Source organism: Bradyrhizobium sp. CCBAU 53340 (genome assembly GCF_015291645.1).
Lineage (GTDB): Bacteria > Pseudomonadota > Alphaproteobacteria > Rhizobiales > Xanthobacteraceae > Bradyrhizobium.
Genome location: NZ_CP030055.1, coordinates 7,135,519 through 7,150,000, shown reverse-complemented (window position 1 = coordinate 7,150,000; position 14,482 = coordinate 7,135,519). Strand labels below are relative to the sequence as shown.

The 14,482-nt window shown below is 63.5% G+C and carries 16 protein-coding genes; 6 read left to right on the top strand and 10 right to left on the bottom strand.

The window, feature by feature from the left end; translation table 11 throughout:
* Nucleotides 1–89: 89 nt before the first annotated feature.
* On the bottom strand, nucleotides 90–488 hold the full coding sequence (locus tag XH89_RS33890) for a GFA family protein (RefSeq protein WP_194464627.1): 399 nt from the start codon (nucleotides 486–488) through the stop codon (nucleotides 90–92).
* A 261-nt stretch (nucleotides 489–749) separates the two neighbouring features.
* Between XH89_RS33890 and XH89_RS33885 the strand changes: the two genes are divergently transcribed.
* Complete coding sequence (locus XH89_RS33885; RefSeq protein WP_194464626.1) at nucleotides 750–1,340, top strand: hypothetical protein; 591 nt, start codon at nucleotides 750–752, stop codon at nucleotides 1,338–1,340.
* Nucleotides 1,341–1,550: 210 nt separating this feature from the next.
* Here XH89_RS33885 and XH89_RS33880 read toward each other — a convergent pair whose 3' ends face one another.
* Both XH89_RS33880 and XH89_RS33875 read right to left on the bottom strand, forming a co-directional pair.
* Nucleotides 1,551–1,748 carry a hypothetical protein gene (locus XH89_RS33880; RefSeq protein ID WP_194464625.1) on the bottom strand — a complete coding sequence of 66 codons (198 nt, stop codon included), beginning with the start codon at nucleotides 1,746–1,748 and terminating at the stop codon, nucleotides 1,551–1,553.
* An 83-nt stretch (nucleotides 1,749–1,831) separates the two neighbouring features.
* Nucleotides 1,832–2,011, bottom strand: a complete 180-nt coding sequence (locus XH89_RS33875) for a hypothetical protein (RefSeq protein ID WP_194464624.1) — start codon at nucleotides 2,009–2,011, stop codon at nucleotides 1,832–1,834.
* Nucleotides 2,012–2,249: 238 nt separating this feature from the next.
* Between XH89_RS33875 and XH89_RS33870 the strand changes: the two genes are divergently transcribed.
* Nucleotides 2,250–3,128, top strand: a complete 879-nt coding sequence (locus XH89_RS33870; protein ID WP_194464623.1) for a L,D-transpeptidase — start codon at nucleotides 2,250–2,252, stop codon at nucleotides 3,126–3,128.
* Between the two features lie 207 nt (nucleotides 3,129–3,335).
* On the opposite strand, the gene XH89_RS33865 is transcribed toward XH89_RS33870, so the two are convergent.
* From XH89_RS33865 to XH89_RS33845, 5 genes are all read right to left on the bottom strand, one after another.
* A complete protein-coding gene (locus XH89_RS33865) occupies nucleotides 3,336–4,649 on the bottom strand; it encodes an NAD(P)H-dependent oxidoreductase (protein ID WP_194464622.1) in 1,314 nt (437 codons plus the stop codon).
* A 160-nt stretch (nucleotides 4,650–4,809) separates the two neighbouring features.
* Nucleotides 4,810–5,610, bottom strand: a complete 801-nt coding sequence (locus tag XH89_RS33860) for a phytanoyl-CoA dioxygenase family protein (protein WP_194464621.1) — start codon at nucleotides 5,608–5,610, stop codon at nucleotides 4,810–4,812.
* Nucleotides 5,611–5,748: 138 nt separating this feature from the next.
* The gene (locus tag XH89_RS33855; RefSeq protein ID WP_194464620.1) at nucleotides 5,749–6,426 is read right to left on the bottom strand and encodes a GntR family transcriptional regulator; all 678 of its coding nucleotides are present in this window, start codon (nucleotides 6,424–6,426) and stop codon (nucleotides 5,749–5,751) included.
* Nucleotides 6,427–6,586: 160 nt separating this feature from the next.
* Entirely contained in the window at nucleotides 6,587–7,399 is an 813-nt protein-coding gene (locus tag XH89_RS33850) for an alpha/beta fold hydrolase (protein WP_194464619.1), read from the bottom strand.
* 2 nt (nucleotides 7,400–7,401) lie between these two features.
* Nucleotides 7,402–8,220 (bottom strand): alpha/beta fold hydrolase, encoded by an 819-nt coding sequence (locus XH89_RS33845; RefSeq protein WP_194464618.1) that lies wholly within the window; start codon nucleotides 8,218–8,220, stop codon nucleotides 7,402–7,404.
* Nucleotides 8,221–8,358: 138 nt separating this feature from the next.
* On the opposite strand from XH89_RS33845, the gene XH89_RS33840 reads away from it, so the two are divergent.
* A complete protein-coding gene (locus XH89_RS33840) occupies nucleotides 8,359–8,901 on the top strand; it encodes a methylated-DNA--[protein]-cysteine S-methyltransferase (protein WP_194464617.1) in 543 nt (180 codons plus the stop codon).
* A 3-nt stretch (nucleotides 8,902–8,904) separates the two neighbouring features.
* Here XH89_RS33840 and XH89_RS33835 read toward each other — a convergent pair whose 3' ends face one another.
* Nucleotides 8,905–10,449: an acyl-CoA synthetase gene (locus XH89_RS33835; protein ID WP_194464616.1), complete on the bottom strand. Its 1,545-nt coding sequence runs from the start codon at nucleotides 10,447–10,449 to the stop codon at nucleotides 8,905–8,907.
* A 173-nt stretch (nucleotides 10,450–10,622) separates the two neighbouring features.
* A complete protein-coding gene (locus XH89_RS33830; protein ID WP_194464615.1) occupies nucleotides 10,623–11,795 on the bottom strand; it encodes an acetyl-CoA C-acetyltransferase in 1,173 nt (390 codons plus the stop codon).
* A gap of 214 nt (nucleotides 11,796–12,009) precedes the next feature.
* On the opposite strand from XH89_RS33830, the gene XH89_RS33825 reads away from it, so the two are divergent.
* The 3 genes from XH89_RS33825 (at nucleotide 12,010) to XH89_RS33815 (ending at nucleotide 14,439) form a co-directional block, all read left to right on the top strand.
* A complete protein-coding gene (locus XH89_RS33825; RefSeq protein WP_246767925.1) occupies nucleotides 12,010–12,612 on the top strand; it encodes a TetR family transcriptional regulator in 603 nt (200 codons plus the stop codon).
* A gap of 55 nt (nucleotides 12,613–12,667) precedes the next feature.
* Nucleotides 12,668–13,426, top strand: coding sequence for an SDR family NAD(P)-dependent oxidoreductase (locus XH89_RS33820; RefSeq protein WP_128968562.1), 759 nt, complete (start codon nucleotides 12,668–12,670; stop codon nucleotides 13,424–13,426).
* A gap of 206 nt (nucleotides 13,427–13,632) precedes the next feature.
* Nucleotides 13,633–14,439 (top strand): enoyl-CoA hydratase/isomerase family protein, encoded by an 807-nt coding sequence (locus tag XH89_RS33815; protein ID WP_194464613.1) that lies wholly within the window; start codon nucleotides 13,633–13,635, stop codon nucleotides 14,437–14,439.
* Nucleotides 14,440–14,482: the final 43 nt, after the last annotated feature.

Sequence of the window (14,482 nt, the reverse complement as noted above, 5' to 3'; positions counted from 1 at the left end):
ATAGCTGAACGCAACTTCCATCAGTCCGGTCATCTTCAACTTACCCATATCCCTCCAGGGAGATGAAATCTGTCCAGGGCGTTTATGGCTTAGCCAACTTCCCGCGGCCCGGGCCACTCGCTCCGCGCGTTCGGATCGACAACCGACATGCCGATGCCCTCCGTTGCGCGCACCGGCACCGAAGCCGCATCGAAATCTTCCAGACAAAACACGTTGACTCCGAAATGATCCGGCGCGGCGCGCTTGCGATGGAACGTGTAGATGCCGCAGCGCGAGCAGAAGAAGTGCTTCGCGCGGCGCGTATTCCATTCGTAGACCGACAGCAGCTCCTCGCCGGAAAACACGGTGAGCGCGCTCTCATGCACCTTCGTCATCAGCGCGTTCTTCTGCCTGCACAGCGAGCAGTCGCAGGTCGTGAGCTCGGTGATATCTGACACCAGGCTGAACGTGACAGCGCCGCAATGGCAGGCGCCATGATAGGTCGGCATGCATGCTCTTTCTTGTTCGAACCGCTCGAGCATCGGGGAAGAGGCAGCTGTCGCGCAACAGCCGAATTGCACGCAGAACAATGTTTGGTGATCGCCGGGATCACCACGGGGTTGTGATCATTCAGCCATGATCGGCCGCTAGCAGGGACGCGGAGTTCATGCGGAGTTCATTTCGAGTTCCCTAGTTTCCGACGGTCTAGACCTTCCACGGCCAAACCTTCCGCGATCAAAACCAGCCATCCCCTTCAGGAGGAGACTCCCATGCCAGCATTGCTTCGTCCCGCCCTCGCCGCGTTCGGCGTCGCGTGCCTCGTGTCCGCTGCATCGCTCGCCTCCTCCGGCGCCGCGTTCGCGCAAGCCAAGCAGCAGCCCGCACAGGCGCAACAGGCCGCGCCCGCGCAGGCTCCCGTGCTCAAGCAGATCGCGCTGACCGACAAGCAGCTCGACGGCGTGCTCGCCGCGCAGAAGGACATGGATGCGATCACCGAAAAACTGCCGGAGAACACCGCGCCGGACGCGAAGGTGATCGCCCAGCTCGACGGCGTCGCCAAGAAGCACGGCTTTGCCAGCTATGACGACTACAACAACGTCGTCGACAACATCAGCCTCGTGCTCGGCGGCTTCGATCCCGCGACCAAGAAATATGTCGGCAATGACGCCGTGATCAAATCGCAGATAGCGCAGGTCGAGGCCGACAAGAAGATGCCGGCCAAGGACAAGAAGGAAGCGCTCGATGAGCTCAACCAGGCGCTGAAGACGCCGGCGCCCGCGGTCGAGAACAAGGGCAACATCGATCTCGTCGGCAAGTACTACGACAAGCTCGTTGCGGCGCTGGGTGACGATCAGAATTGAGCTCTCGCTGTCATGCCCCGCGAAGGCGGGGCATCCAGTACGCCGCCGCGGACGTCGCGAAAGCGAGCTCTCCAACGCAAGCCTCTGGAATACTGGATCGCCCGGTCAAGCCGGGCGATGACACCTTCACTGATGCATAATCAAAAAGCCCCGGAGACATCTCCGGGGCTTTCGTCGTTTCCGCTTTCGAGCAAGTCAGAAAAGACGTGATCAGAACGGCGGCTGGCCGGGGCCCGACCCCGGGCCGAACGGGCCGCGCTGGTTGCCCGGGCCCTGCAAGCCACCAAAGATCAGGCCGCCGACCCACGTGACGGCGTCCTTGATGGCACTGCCGATGGCACGGAAGGCGTCGCCGAGCCAGTTGCCGCCGACGATCGTCTCCAGCTCCGCATCGGTCAGTTCGATCATTCCAGATTTCACATGGTCAGAGTTCAGCATTGTCGTTGCTCCTGTTCAGATTGTGTGTGTCAGAAATGTTGAGGTCGTGAGGTTCAGCCGTGAAAGATGCCGCCTGGCAGCCAGGGGTTCGGGCCGGGAGGTTGATGGGTCGTGATCTTTCCATTCACGATCCACGGGCCGATGCAGCCGCCATCGTTGATGAAGCCACCGCACACGGTATCGAGTTCACGCTCTTCCAACTCTTTATGCTTCCGATTGCTATGCTCAGTCATTGGTGTCTCCCGCTGTCGAAGGAGGGTGCCATCCCCTCTCATTTCGTGGTCGCAGGTGTACCGCGGCGAATTCGTTTCGACTGTGACGCGCGTCACACGAGAAATTTCTGCCCGTTCCTGCCGGTCAGAACGAAGCTGGCGTTAACGACGCTTAACGGTTCCAGTCCGAGCCGACGGCACTTCGAAGTTTATTAAAACTTGCGGGCTACCCCTTCGAGGCAACGAGACGGGGAAAGACATGGGCAAGCGGGCTAAACGTGGAAAGGCAAAGACGTTCGCGCTGCCGATGGTCGGACGAGTTGCAATTGGCGCCACGGCCGTTGCCGCCTGCGGATATGTCTTGTGGTCTCGCCCGGCGACCGTTCAGCCGATGCGCAAGCCGGCTGTGCATCAGGCCGCGGCATCCTCGACCCCGGTCTACGTCGCGACCCCGGCTCATGTCGCGGCGCCGGTTCAGGCTCCAGCTCAGGCTCCAGCTCCGACGCCGTCTCCGGCTGCTCTGGTCGAACCGCCAAAAGCTGCGGACGTCCCCGGAAAGTTTGCGCGGCAGGTCGTAGACTACGCCAGCCACCAGACGCCGGGCACCATCATCATCGATACCGGGAACACGTTCCTCTATCTCGTTCTGAACGACGGTCAGGCGATGCGTTACGGCATCGGCGTTGGCCGCGAAGGCTTCACTTGGTCCGGTGAGCAGACTGTGGCCCGCAAGATGGAATGGCCGGATTGGCGTCCGCCTTCCGAGATGATTTCGCGTCAGCCATATCTGCCGCGGTTCATGGCAGGCGGTCCCGGCAATCCGCTCGGCGCTCGCGCGATGTATCTGGGCGAGACCGAATATCGCATTCACGGCACCAACAAGCCCGACACGATCGGCAAGCGGGTCTCGTCCGGCTGCATCCGGCTGACCAATGACGACGTTCAGGATCTCTATGATCGGGTGAAAGTCGGAGCGAAAGTGATCGTGCTTCCGGCAACCGCAGCCCATGGACCATCCCAGGCTGCGGCGCCCGACGCCGCCTCCCGATCGCCGGACCCGGCCTCGCCGTCGAAACGCCCCACGGCAGCCAACGCGCAGATGCTGTCGTCCGGACCGAAGGTCGCCGAGGCCCGGTAGCTCAATCCTGTTGTCCTTTCTGCAGTTGAGGACAGGCAGATATTCGAGCCGTCGCCGCTCGAACTCGGACCTGCAAGGGGCCTAACCCCGGACGTCAGCTTCTGGCCCTCGATGGGTCTTCGCCGATGTTCGGTTTGAGTCCTCAAAGCATCGGAGACCGGACGCAGATCAAGCCACGTCGTTGAATCCCAATTGATGAATCCACACCTAGCTCTGCTTCGCGAAGGCCGCCTCCATCGCCTTCCTTGTCTTGATCGTCTCATTGTTTGCATCGAACGCGACGTCGCTCCAGCGCACGATCTCGCCATGGGCGACGTCGTGCTTCAGCGTGAGGCGGTGCGCGAGGCCGATCGGCAGCGCGCCGGCCTTGAGGCTCGCGGCTGCGGGCACCAGCTTGCCCCACACCGTGTAGCCGCCTTCGCCATCCAGCATCTCGCCGGCGCGCAAGTTTCGTTTGGCCACGGAGGCGACGTCACCGCGGAAGCCAAAAGCCTGGCCGGTCGGCTCGCCCCGCAGCGCGGCCGACAGCACCGAGATGTTCAGCTCGAGCCCGATCAGATGATAGGGCTTGTACATCGCGGCGAAGCGCCCGCTGGCGTCGGTCTTCAGGCCATATTGCTTGAAACAGTCGGCGGCATAGTCGTTCGGTGCCTCCAGCACCACATAGACGCCCCAGCGCAAATCGCGAAACACCGGCCTACCGTCGCGCTCCAGCGACGAGACGACCTCGACCACGCCCGATCGCTCCAGCACGCCTCCGCGCGACCGTGGCCGCATGATGTGCGGCAGGTCGTCGACGCCGCAGGGCGGGAACAGAAGTCCCTCTGAGGGCACGTCGAGGGCGCAAGCATTTGCGATCGCGGCCATCTCGATCGCCGATTTGGTGCCGTCGAGGAAGGAGTTGAACATCTGCGGGTTCATGCCGGCCGACTGTGCTTCGCCCGCGGTGAGACCATAATGCTGCCAGACGCCGTCAGGCGTCACGTCGTGATAAGCAGGCAGATACTTCGTCCCTTTGCCGGCGGCGACGACGCGAAAACCTGTGGCGCGCGCCCAGTCGACCATCTCGGCCGTCAGCGCCGGCTGGTCACCATAAGCGAGCGAATAGACCACGCCTGCCTTCCGTGCTTCCTCGGCGAGCAGCGGGCCGGCAAGCACGTCCGCCTCGACATTGACCATGACGATGTGCTTGCCCGCCGCAATCGCGGCGCGCGCGTGGCGGATTCCGACGGCGGGATTGCCGGTCGCCTCGACCACAACGTCCATCGCGCCGCCAGCGATGGCGCGGACCCCGTCATCGGTGAAGACGGTCGCCGCGATCCGCTCGGTGCTCCAGCCGACGGTCCGGCAGGCCTCGCGCGCCCGCTCGCGGTCGATGTCGGCGATGATGGGAACTTCGAGCCCCGGCGTATGTGGCACCTGCGCCAGAAACATCGAGCCGAATTTGCCGGCGCCGATCAGCGCGACGCGAACAGGCTTGCCGGCGGATGCGCGGGCCTGGAGGAGACGGAAGAGGTTCATGTTGCTATCCGATCAACTATCGTGTTCCCGGACGCGGTGCGGCGCGAAGTGCCGCTCCGCAGAGCCGGGACCCAGAAAGACAAGCTGTCCGTGTGGCATGGGCCCCGCCTCGGCGGCGCATCACTGACGTGTTGCGCTGCGTCCGGGGCACGAGACTCAGTCACTCCGCCGCCTGCCGCGGCGCCCGCGCAAGCCGCAGCAGCGCATCATCATCCACCGTCTTGATCGGCGTGAAATCGCGATGCGCGATGTAGTCCGGCCGCGTCGGGGTGCGAATGTAGTTCGAGACCGCGTTCAGCGTCAGGTACACGATCTTGCGCGGGTAGGGCGTGATGTTGCCGCTCGAGCCGTGCACGAGATTGCCGTGGAACATCAGCATGCCGCCGGGTTTTCCCGTCGGCGCGACGATGCCGCCCTGCTTGACCAGGCGCGTCACCGTGTCCTCGTCCAGCGTCCACAGCGGATAGGACGTCGTGGCGAGGTCGTGCGAGGCTTCCAGATCGCCGGCGTCCTGGCTGCGCGGCACCAGCATCAGGGGTCCGTTGATCGGCATCACCTCGTCGAGGAAGATCGCGATGTTCATCGCGCGCGGCTCCGGCATGCCGTCGTCGCGCTTCCAGGTGCCGTAATCCTGGTGCCACTGCCAGACATCGCCGGTGAAGGCCGATTTCGCGTTGATCTTGAACTGGTGCATGTAGACAGGCTCGCCGAACAATTGCTCGACCGGCTCGATCATGCGCGGATGCTTAGCCAGGATGCGGAACGCCTCATTGTAGAGATGCGCCGCAAAGGCCGTGCGCGGTGCGCCGCTCTTCTCGCGCCAGACTTCGGGCCGGTTGGCGTCATAGATGCCGACCGCCTCGCGCGCCAGCAGATCGACCTCCTCTTGGGCAAACAGTTCGGGCAGGAACAGCCAGCCCTCGCGGTGGAAGAACTCCAGTTGCTCCTGGGACAATTTCATGGGTCGTCCTCCTGTTTTGTTTGTTTCTCTTTCGTCATGCCCAGGCTTGTCCCGGGCATCCACGTTCTTTCTTCACCGTGGAGCGAAGACGTGGATGGCCGGGTCAAGCCCGGCCATGACGACGGCGGCATTTGCGGCTTACGCCGCCACCTCGTCCGTCGCCCTCAGTCTCTCCTCAGTCATCCGTCCCGCTGTCTGTGTATGCGCTAGCGCGGCGCGTTCGGCGGCGTTTGCGTCGCCGGCGAAAATGAACTTGGCGATGTCCGCGTGCTCCGACCATGCGCTGCCGCGATAATCCAGCTCCGACAGCACGGTCGCCATCGAGCGGCGCATATGCGGCCATTGCGGCGTGATCGTCTCCTCGATCACGGGATTGCCGGCGAGCTGATAGATGGCGCGATGAAATTCGACGTCGAGCGAGATCAGCTCGCCGAGCTCTGTCTTGCGATCGATGCGACGACCGGCGGCGAGCGCCGCCTCGAGCCGCGCCCGGCCCGCTGCGTCGGTTGCCGCGCGTTCGGCTGCAAGCCTGGCCGCGAGCGCGTCGATGGCGCCGCGCACCTCGTAGAGCTGGCGGATGCGCGCAGGATCGAGCTGGGTGACTTCAAAGCCGCGCTTGCCGCTTTCGGCGACGAGACCCTGACGATGCAACAGATGCAGCGCATGCGACACCGGCTGGCGCGAGACGCCGAGCTTGTCGGCGAGCTCGTTCTGGCGAATGCGCTGGCCGGGCTGGAGCGTGCGGTCGGAGATCGCCTCCAGGATCCGGGCGTAGACCTGGTCGATCAGATTCGGGAGCGGGTCGAGAGGGATCACGCCGGCAGCTCCATAAATGGAATACGGAATTCCGTATTCGACGGTATCGCAGGAGGGGGAGGCCGTCAATGCTTATGCGTCAGCGGCCGGCAAGCCCTTGATTTCGTTAGGGCGGGTCTACTGTGCATGGGGTTGTTTTCGGCAAAGTCAGGCGGGGCAGCTACTCCGCCAGGAAGCGGCTCACCACCTCGCCGAATTCGAGCGGCGCCTGCTCGAACATCCAGTGGCCGGCATTCGCAATCACCGCCGTCTTGCTGCCCGCGATATGCGCGGCCAGCACGCGCCACATCACCGACAGGCTGCCGGTGGTCGCGCCGCCGCCGATCAGCAATGTCGGCGTCTTGATCGCCTGCGCATCCGCGAGCGTGTAGGGACGGCGCTGCTCGTTGATCTGGCCGAGCAAGGTGAGCGTATTGTCACGCAGTTGCTGCTTGGCCGCCGCCGGCACCCGCCGCCACGAGCCGTCGCCTTCGATGCCGTCGTAGAAATTCTGCAGCGCGCCCTCGATGTCGCCGGCGCGGATCATCTCGACCGAACGCATCGTCTTCGCCGCGAGCGGGGGATACGCGGGCGTGCCTTCCGGCACCGGCAGGCTCGTGTCGAGATCGCCGCCGGGCTCGGCCAGCACCAGCTTTCGCACCAGATCAGGCCGCGCCTGCGCGACGCGAAAGGCGATGTGCCCGCCGCGCGAATGGCCCATCAGATCGACCGGACCCGGCTTCACCTGCTCGATGAACGCGATCATGTCGGAGACGTGCTGCGCCATCTTGTAGTCGTCGCCGACGGCGTCCCAATGCTCGGGAAAGAAATGCCGCAGACTGACCGCGATCACGCGATGGTTCTTCGACAGCGGACCGAGCACCGGATACCAGGTGCGGAAATCGCCGAGCGTGCCGTGCACGCAGACCAGCGGATGGCCCTCGCCGACGTCGAGATAGGCCATGTCGTAACCGTTGACGCGAAAGCTCTGCATGGTCAGCTCGCCAGGAAATCGAGAACGACTTCGGAGTATTTTTGCGGCGCCTGCTCGAACATCGGATGCGTCGCGTTCGGGATGATCGCCGTCTTGGCGTAAGGCACGTGCGCGGCCAGCGCGTGCAGCACCTTTGGCAAGAGGCCCTTGGTCCGCGCGCCCAGGATGAACAACGTCGGCATCTTGATGGACTCGGCATCCGCCTTCGAGAATGGCGGGCGATTGTCGCGGACCTGGCCGATCAGCGTATAAGCGTTGTCGCGCAAATTCTGCTTCACCAGCGCCGGCAGTCGCGGCCAGGTGCCGACGCCCTCCAGCGTGTCGACGAACACCGCAAGGCCGCCGTCGACATCGCCGGCCGCGATCTTCTCGGCCGACGCCGTGAACCGGGCCAGTAGCGGCGAGGGACCGCCGGCATAATCGGGATCAAGGCTCGCATCGAGCTCGCCGCCGGGCTCCGCAAGGATCAGCCGTCGCAACAGGTCGGGCCGCTGCTGCGCCACGCGAAAGCAGATATGGCCGCCGCGGGAATGCCCCATCAGGTCGACCGGGCCAACGTCGAGCTTCTCGATGAAGGCGATGACGTCCTGGACATGTTGGGCGATCGAATAGGTGTTGCCGACACCATCCCATTTTTCCGGGAAGAAGTGGCGCAGGCTGACGGCGATCACCCGATGCCGCTGCGTCAGTGGCCCGAGCACGCAGCCCCAGACGCGGAAGTCGTTGAGCGAACCATGCACGCAGACCAGCGGCGGCCGGCCTCTGTCTTCGCCCACGTCGAGATAGGGCATGTCATATCCAAAGACGTGGAGGCTTTGCATTCTGGGCTCGTGAAACGGGGCGGAACTCCTATGCAAGATTCCCGGAAACCGGGTGGATCGCAACTATTTCCAAGCCTAGATTTAGGCCCAGATGACAAGGGGGGCATGCGAGAAGGACGCAAGCTCAGGAACCAAGCCATGACCGACCAGCATTTTGCCCTGTTCGACACCAGGATCGGCCTCTGTGCCATCGCCTGGGGCCCGCGCGGCATCAACGGCACGCAGCTACCGATGGGCGGCGAGCAGAAGATCCGCACCCGCATCAGCCAGCGCCACGCCGACGCCACCGAGGCCGAGCCGACCCCCGAGGTGCAGCACGCCATCGACCGTATGACAAAACTGCTCGCGGGCGAACACGACGACCTCACCGATATCGAACTCGATCTCGACGGCGTGCCCGAGTTCAACCGCGGCGTCTACGAGATCGCCCGCGCCATTCCGCCCGGCAAGACCGTCACTTATGGCGATATCGCCAAGCAGCTCGGCGGTGTCCAGCTGTCGCGCGATGTCGGCCAGGCGCTCGGCCGCAACCCGTGCCCGATCGTCGTGCCCTGCCACCGTGTGCTTGCGGCCGGCAACAAGCCCGGCGGCTTCTCGGCGAATGGCGGTGTCGTGACCAAGCTGAAGATGCTGGAGATCGAAGGCGCGCTGGTGAACCACACGCCGAGCTTGTTTGATTGAGCCCTAAAGCTTCGCCACCGTCTTCGACCAATACCGGTCGCGCAAGTGCCGCTTCACCAGCTTGCCCGTCGGCGTACGCGGCAGCTCGGCTTCGAAATCGATCGAGCGCGGGCACTTGATCGCGGAGAGGCGGGCCCTGCAGTAGGCGATCAGCTCGGCCTCTAGCGCCTTGCCGGCGCGCGCCATGTCGTGCGGCTGCACGACCGCCTTGACCTCCTCGCCCATCTCCTCGTTCGGCACGCCGAATACCGCGACGTCGGCGATGTCAGGGTGGGTGATGAGCACGTCCTCGGTCTCCTGCGGGTAGATGTTCACGCCGCCGGAGATGATCATGTAGGACTTGCGGTCGGTGAGATAGAGGAAGCCGTCCTTGTCGAGATAGCCGACATCCCCGAGCGTCGACCATCCCTTGGAGTTGTAGGCCTTCTTCGTCTTCTCTGGATCGTTGTGATAGGTGAAGGCGGGTGCGTCGGCGAAATACACCGTGCCGATCTCACCCACCGGCTGCTCCTCGTCGTTCTCGTCCAGAATCTTGATCTTGCCGACCACGGCGCGGCCGACGCTGCCGCGATGCTCCAGCCATTGCTGCGAGTTGCAGACGGTGACGCCGTTGCCTTCCGAGCCGGCGTAATACTCGATCAGGATCGGACCCCACCACTCGATCATCTTGGCCTTGACGTCGACCGGGCAGGGCGCAGCGGCGTGGATCGCGCCCTTCAGCGTCGAGACGTTGTATTTCGTGCGGATGTCGTCCGGCAGCTTCAGCATGCGCACGAACATGGTCGGTACGAGCTGCGATTGGGTGACCTTGTATTTCTCGACGAGCCTGAGAAACTCCTCGGCGTCGAAATGCTCCATGATGATGGAGGTGCCGCCGAGCACGATCGCCATCATGTTGAAGCGCAGGGGAGCCGCATGATAGAGCGGCGCCGGCGAGAGGTAGATGCTCTCGGCGTTCATGCCGCACATGTCGGCGCAGAGCACGCGCAGGAACGCGTTTGGCACGTCGATCTTGTTGCCTTCGAATGCTTTCTTGATGCCCTTGGGACGGCCGGTGGTGCCCGACGAATATAGCATGTCGTAGCCGGCGACTTCGTCCGCGATTGGGGTTGTCGGCTGCGCGGATGCTTCCTTGTCGTAAGAGCGGAAGCCGGGCAGGGGTTCGTCGACCATGTAGAAGATCGGCTCGCCTGGCTTGCCCTTGACCAGGTCCTTGATCTGCTCGGCGCATTTCGGCGTGGTGATCACGACCTTGGCGCCGCAATCGCCGATGATGTAGTCGATCTCGTCCTGCTTCAGATAGCGGCTGATCGCGGTGTAATAGAGCCCGCTCCGTTGCGCCGCCCAGCAGATTTCCATGAAGGCCAACCGGTTCTCCATCAGCAGCGCGATGTGATCGCCGGCCTTCAGGCCTAGCGAGCGGAATAGCTGCGCGCCCTGGTTCGAGAGCTCGTCGAGCTCGCGATAAGTGATCGCCTTGCCGGTCCCGGCCATCCGGTAGGCGATCTTGTCGGGTGTGGCGCGGGCGTAGATGGACGGGTGAGTCATGGTCGAGATCTCGCAACAATAACGGCGTCATCCCGGCGAAAGCCGGGATCCATAACCACCTATCTAGATTGTCGAAACGCGATGTCGCCCCAGCTCGCCCCGACCACAGACATTTGTGGTTATGGGTCCCGGCTTTCGCCGGGACGACGCCTTTGGTGTAGCGATGTCTCGGTCTACAGCCGCTCCACGATCGTCACGTTGGCCATGCCGCCGCCTTCGCACATGGTCTGCAGGCCGTAGCGCTTGCCGCGCTGGTGCAGGGCATGGACCAGCGTCGTCATCAGCTTGGTGCCGGAGCCGCCGAGCGGATGGCCGAGCGCAATCGCGCCGCCATTGACATTGAGGCGGGCCGGATCGGCGCCGGTGGTCTTCAGCCAGCCTGTCGGCACCGAGGCGAACGCCTCGTTGACCTCGAACAGGTCGATCTCGTCGACCGTCATGCCGGCCTTCTCCAGCGCTTTCTTGGTGGCGTGCAGTGGGGCATCCAGCATGATGACGGGATCGCCGCCGGTCATGGTCATGTGATGGATGCGTGCGAGCGGCTTGACGCCGAGCTGCTTGAGGCCGCGCTCGTTGACCACCATGACGCCCGAGGCGCCGTCGCAGATCTGGCTCGCGCTGGCCGCGGTGAGCTTGCCGTTCTCGGCAATCAGCTTGACGCCCTTGATGCCGTCGAGAGTCACGTCGAAGCGGATGCCTTCGTCGATGTGGTGGGTGTCTTTGCTTCCGTCGGCTCGGGTGATTTCGAGCGGCACGATCTCCTTCTTGAAGTGACCGGCTTGCGTCGCGGCGATCGCCCGCTGATGGCTCTGGAAGGAATATTCGTCGAGATCATCTTTCGACAGGCCGTACTTCTCGGCCATCATCTCGGCGCCGGTGAACTGGCTGAACACGATGTTCGGATATCTCGCCTCGATGCCCGGGCTCTTGTAGTGGCCGAAGCCGTTCTTGGCGGCGAGCTGCGAGGACAGGCCCATTGGCACGCGCGTCATCGATTCCACGCCGGCGGCGATCACCACGTCCATGGTGCCGGACATCACGGCCTGTGCGGCAAAGTGCAGCGCCTGCTGCGAGGAACCGCACTGACGGTCGATCGAGGTGCCCGGCACGCTCTCCGGCAGCTTCGAGGCCATGATCGCGTTGCGCGCGACGTTATTGGACTGCTCGCCGACCTGCATCACGCAGCCCATGATCACGTCCTCGACCAGCGCAGGATCGACCTTGGTGCGATCGACCAGCTCGTCCAGCACTTTCGCGGCGAGATCGGCCGGATGCCAGCCGGCGAGGCGGCCCCCCTTGCGCCCGCCCGCGGTACGCGCAGCGGCGACGATGTAAGCCTCGGCCATTTCGGTTTCTCCCTGGATTCTTCTGGATAGGTTTGGTTGTCGGGCGCGGATTAAACGGGCACGATATGATTTAGTCAATCGATCAACTAACTCTTGTGATGAGGCGCTGCTTCGGCTTATCTGCAGCCCGCTTCAAGCGGCGAGAACAGGGATCTCCGTGGCTACCAGCGTACCGAACCGGCTCCCCAGCGGAAAAAATTCCACGGCAGAGAAATTGCTCGTGGCCGCCAGCGAGCTGATGATCGAGCGCTCCTCGATCGAGATCTCGCTCTCCGACATCGCGCAGAAATCGGGCGCCAATGCCGCGCTGGTCAAATATCATTTCGGCAACAAGGACGGCCTGCTGCTGGCCCTGCTCGCGCGGGATGCCGCGACCGAAATGTCCAATCTCGAATATCTGCTGGCGCAACCGATCACGTCGACGGCGAAGCTGAAACTGCACATTGGCGGCATCATCCGCGCCTATCACCGGTTCCCCTATATGAACCGGCTGATTCATTATCTGCTGCATGAGAGCGTCGCGGGCTCCGCGGACGAAGTCTCGAAATTTTTCGTCGCGCCGCTGCTCGACTTTCATCGTCGCCTGCTCGACGAAGGCGTCAGCCGTGGCGAGTTCCGCCAAACCGATCCGGTGCTGTTCTACACCAGCCTGATCGGCGCCTGCGATCATTTGTTCTTCGGCCGGCACGCGATGTCTCGCGCAACCGGCGTCGGCCCGGTCACCGACGAAGTCTGCCGGCAATACATCAAGCACATGGAAACGCTGATTTGCGGCGGCATCCTCACGCAAGCCGAGGAAGCCGCCGTGGCCGGATAATCCGGCCATCACTCATAAGTCTAGAGAAGAAACGCCCAAGGAAAGGTAGCTTGTCATGGAATTGAAAGACGTAGCCGTTCTCATCACCGGTGGTGGCTCGGGTCTCGGCGAAGCGACCGCGCGCGCGATGGCGGCCAAGGGCGCCAAGATCGGCGTGATCGACCAGAACAAGGAGAATGCCGAGAAGGTCGCCGCCGAGGTGAAGGGCATCGCGCTGCATGCCGACGTCACCAGCGAAGAGCAGATCAAGGCCGCGATCGCGAAGGCGGAAGCCGCCCATGGCGTTGCCCGCGTGCTGATGAACTGCGCCGGCATCGGCGGCTCGCAGCGCATCGTCGGTCGCGACGGCGTCTACCCGCTGGAAAAGTTTGCGCGCATCATCAACGTCAATCTGATCGGCACTTTCAACTGCCTGCGGCTGTTCGCAGAGCGCCTCGTCACCATCGAGCCTGTTGGTGAGGAGCGCGGCGTCATCATCAACACCGCGTCGGTGGCCGCCTATGAAGGCCAGATCGGCCAGATCGCCTACTCGGCCTCGAAGGGCGGTGTCGTCGGCCTGACCTTGCCGGCTGCGCGCGACCTCGCCAGCCAGAAGATTCGCGTCAACACCATCGCGCCCGGCCTGTTCTTCACGCCGCTGCTGATGGGCCTGAACGAGGAAGCCCGCAAGAGCCTGGGCGCCCAGGTGCCGCATCCTTCGCGCCTCGGCGATGCCAAGGAATACGGCGCACTCGCGGTGCACATCGTCGAGAACGCGATGCTGAATGGCGAAACCATCCGCCTCGACGGCGCCATTCGTATGGCTCCGCGGTAGGCGCTGGACTTTCTTACCCTCCCCTGGAGGGGGAGGGTCGATCGCGCGCAGCGCGAGCGGGGTGGGGTGATTTCTCAACACGGGCAGTGTTCGATGTGGAGAGACCTTCACCCCGCTCCGCATTTCGCTTCGCTCCATGCGAAGCGACCCTCTCCCTCTAGGGGAGGGTAAGAAGAGCACCAACGTTGCGGATGCAGGAGCGCCCCATGTCCCAACCGCTGCTGATCGAGCATGACGACGGCGTCGACCGGGTGACGCTCAATCGTCCTGACAGCCTCAACGCGCTCGATCCTGCGCTGATCGATGCGCTCAACGTTTATTTCCAGGGCCTGCAGCGCAATCGCGATACGCGCGTTGTGGTGCTGAAGGGTGCGGGGAAGAACTTCTGCGCAGGCCTCGATCTCAAGGCGGCGATCGCGCGCCGCGCAGGGCAGCAGGAGCCGCCTGGCGTCACCGAATCCCTGGATTCGCAACGCCGCATCGCCGACATCGTCATGCTGATGCGGCGCTGTCCGCAGCCGATCCTGTCGTTGGTGCAGGGCGCGGCGGCCGGCGGCGGCTTTGCGCTGGCACTCGCCTCCGACATCCGTATCGCCACCAAATCGGCGCGGATGAACTGCGCTTTCATCAAGCTCGGCCTTGGCGGCTGCGACATCGGCACCAGCTATTTTCTGCCGCGGCTCGTTGGCGTCTCGGTGGCCTCAGAGTTGATCCTCACTGGACGCTTCATCGGAGCCGAGCGCGCCGTTGCGGTTGGGCTCGTCTCGGAGGTCGTCGACGAAGACAAGCTCGATGCCGCGGCTGAGCCTTATGTCGATGCGATGATGACGACCTCGCCCGTGGGGCTGCGCCTGTCAAAGGAATGTCTCAACATGAGTGTCGATGCCGGATCGCTGGAAGCTGTGATCGCGATGGAGGACCGCAATCAGGTCCTGTGCAGCCGCTCGGAAGAGTTTTCGGAAGGCATCAGGGCCTTCCTTGAGAAGCGAAAGCCTGTCTATATCAAACGCTGAACGACAAAGATCCGCAAAGGACGATAATTCCGGGAGACGCAAA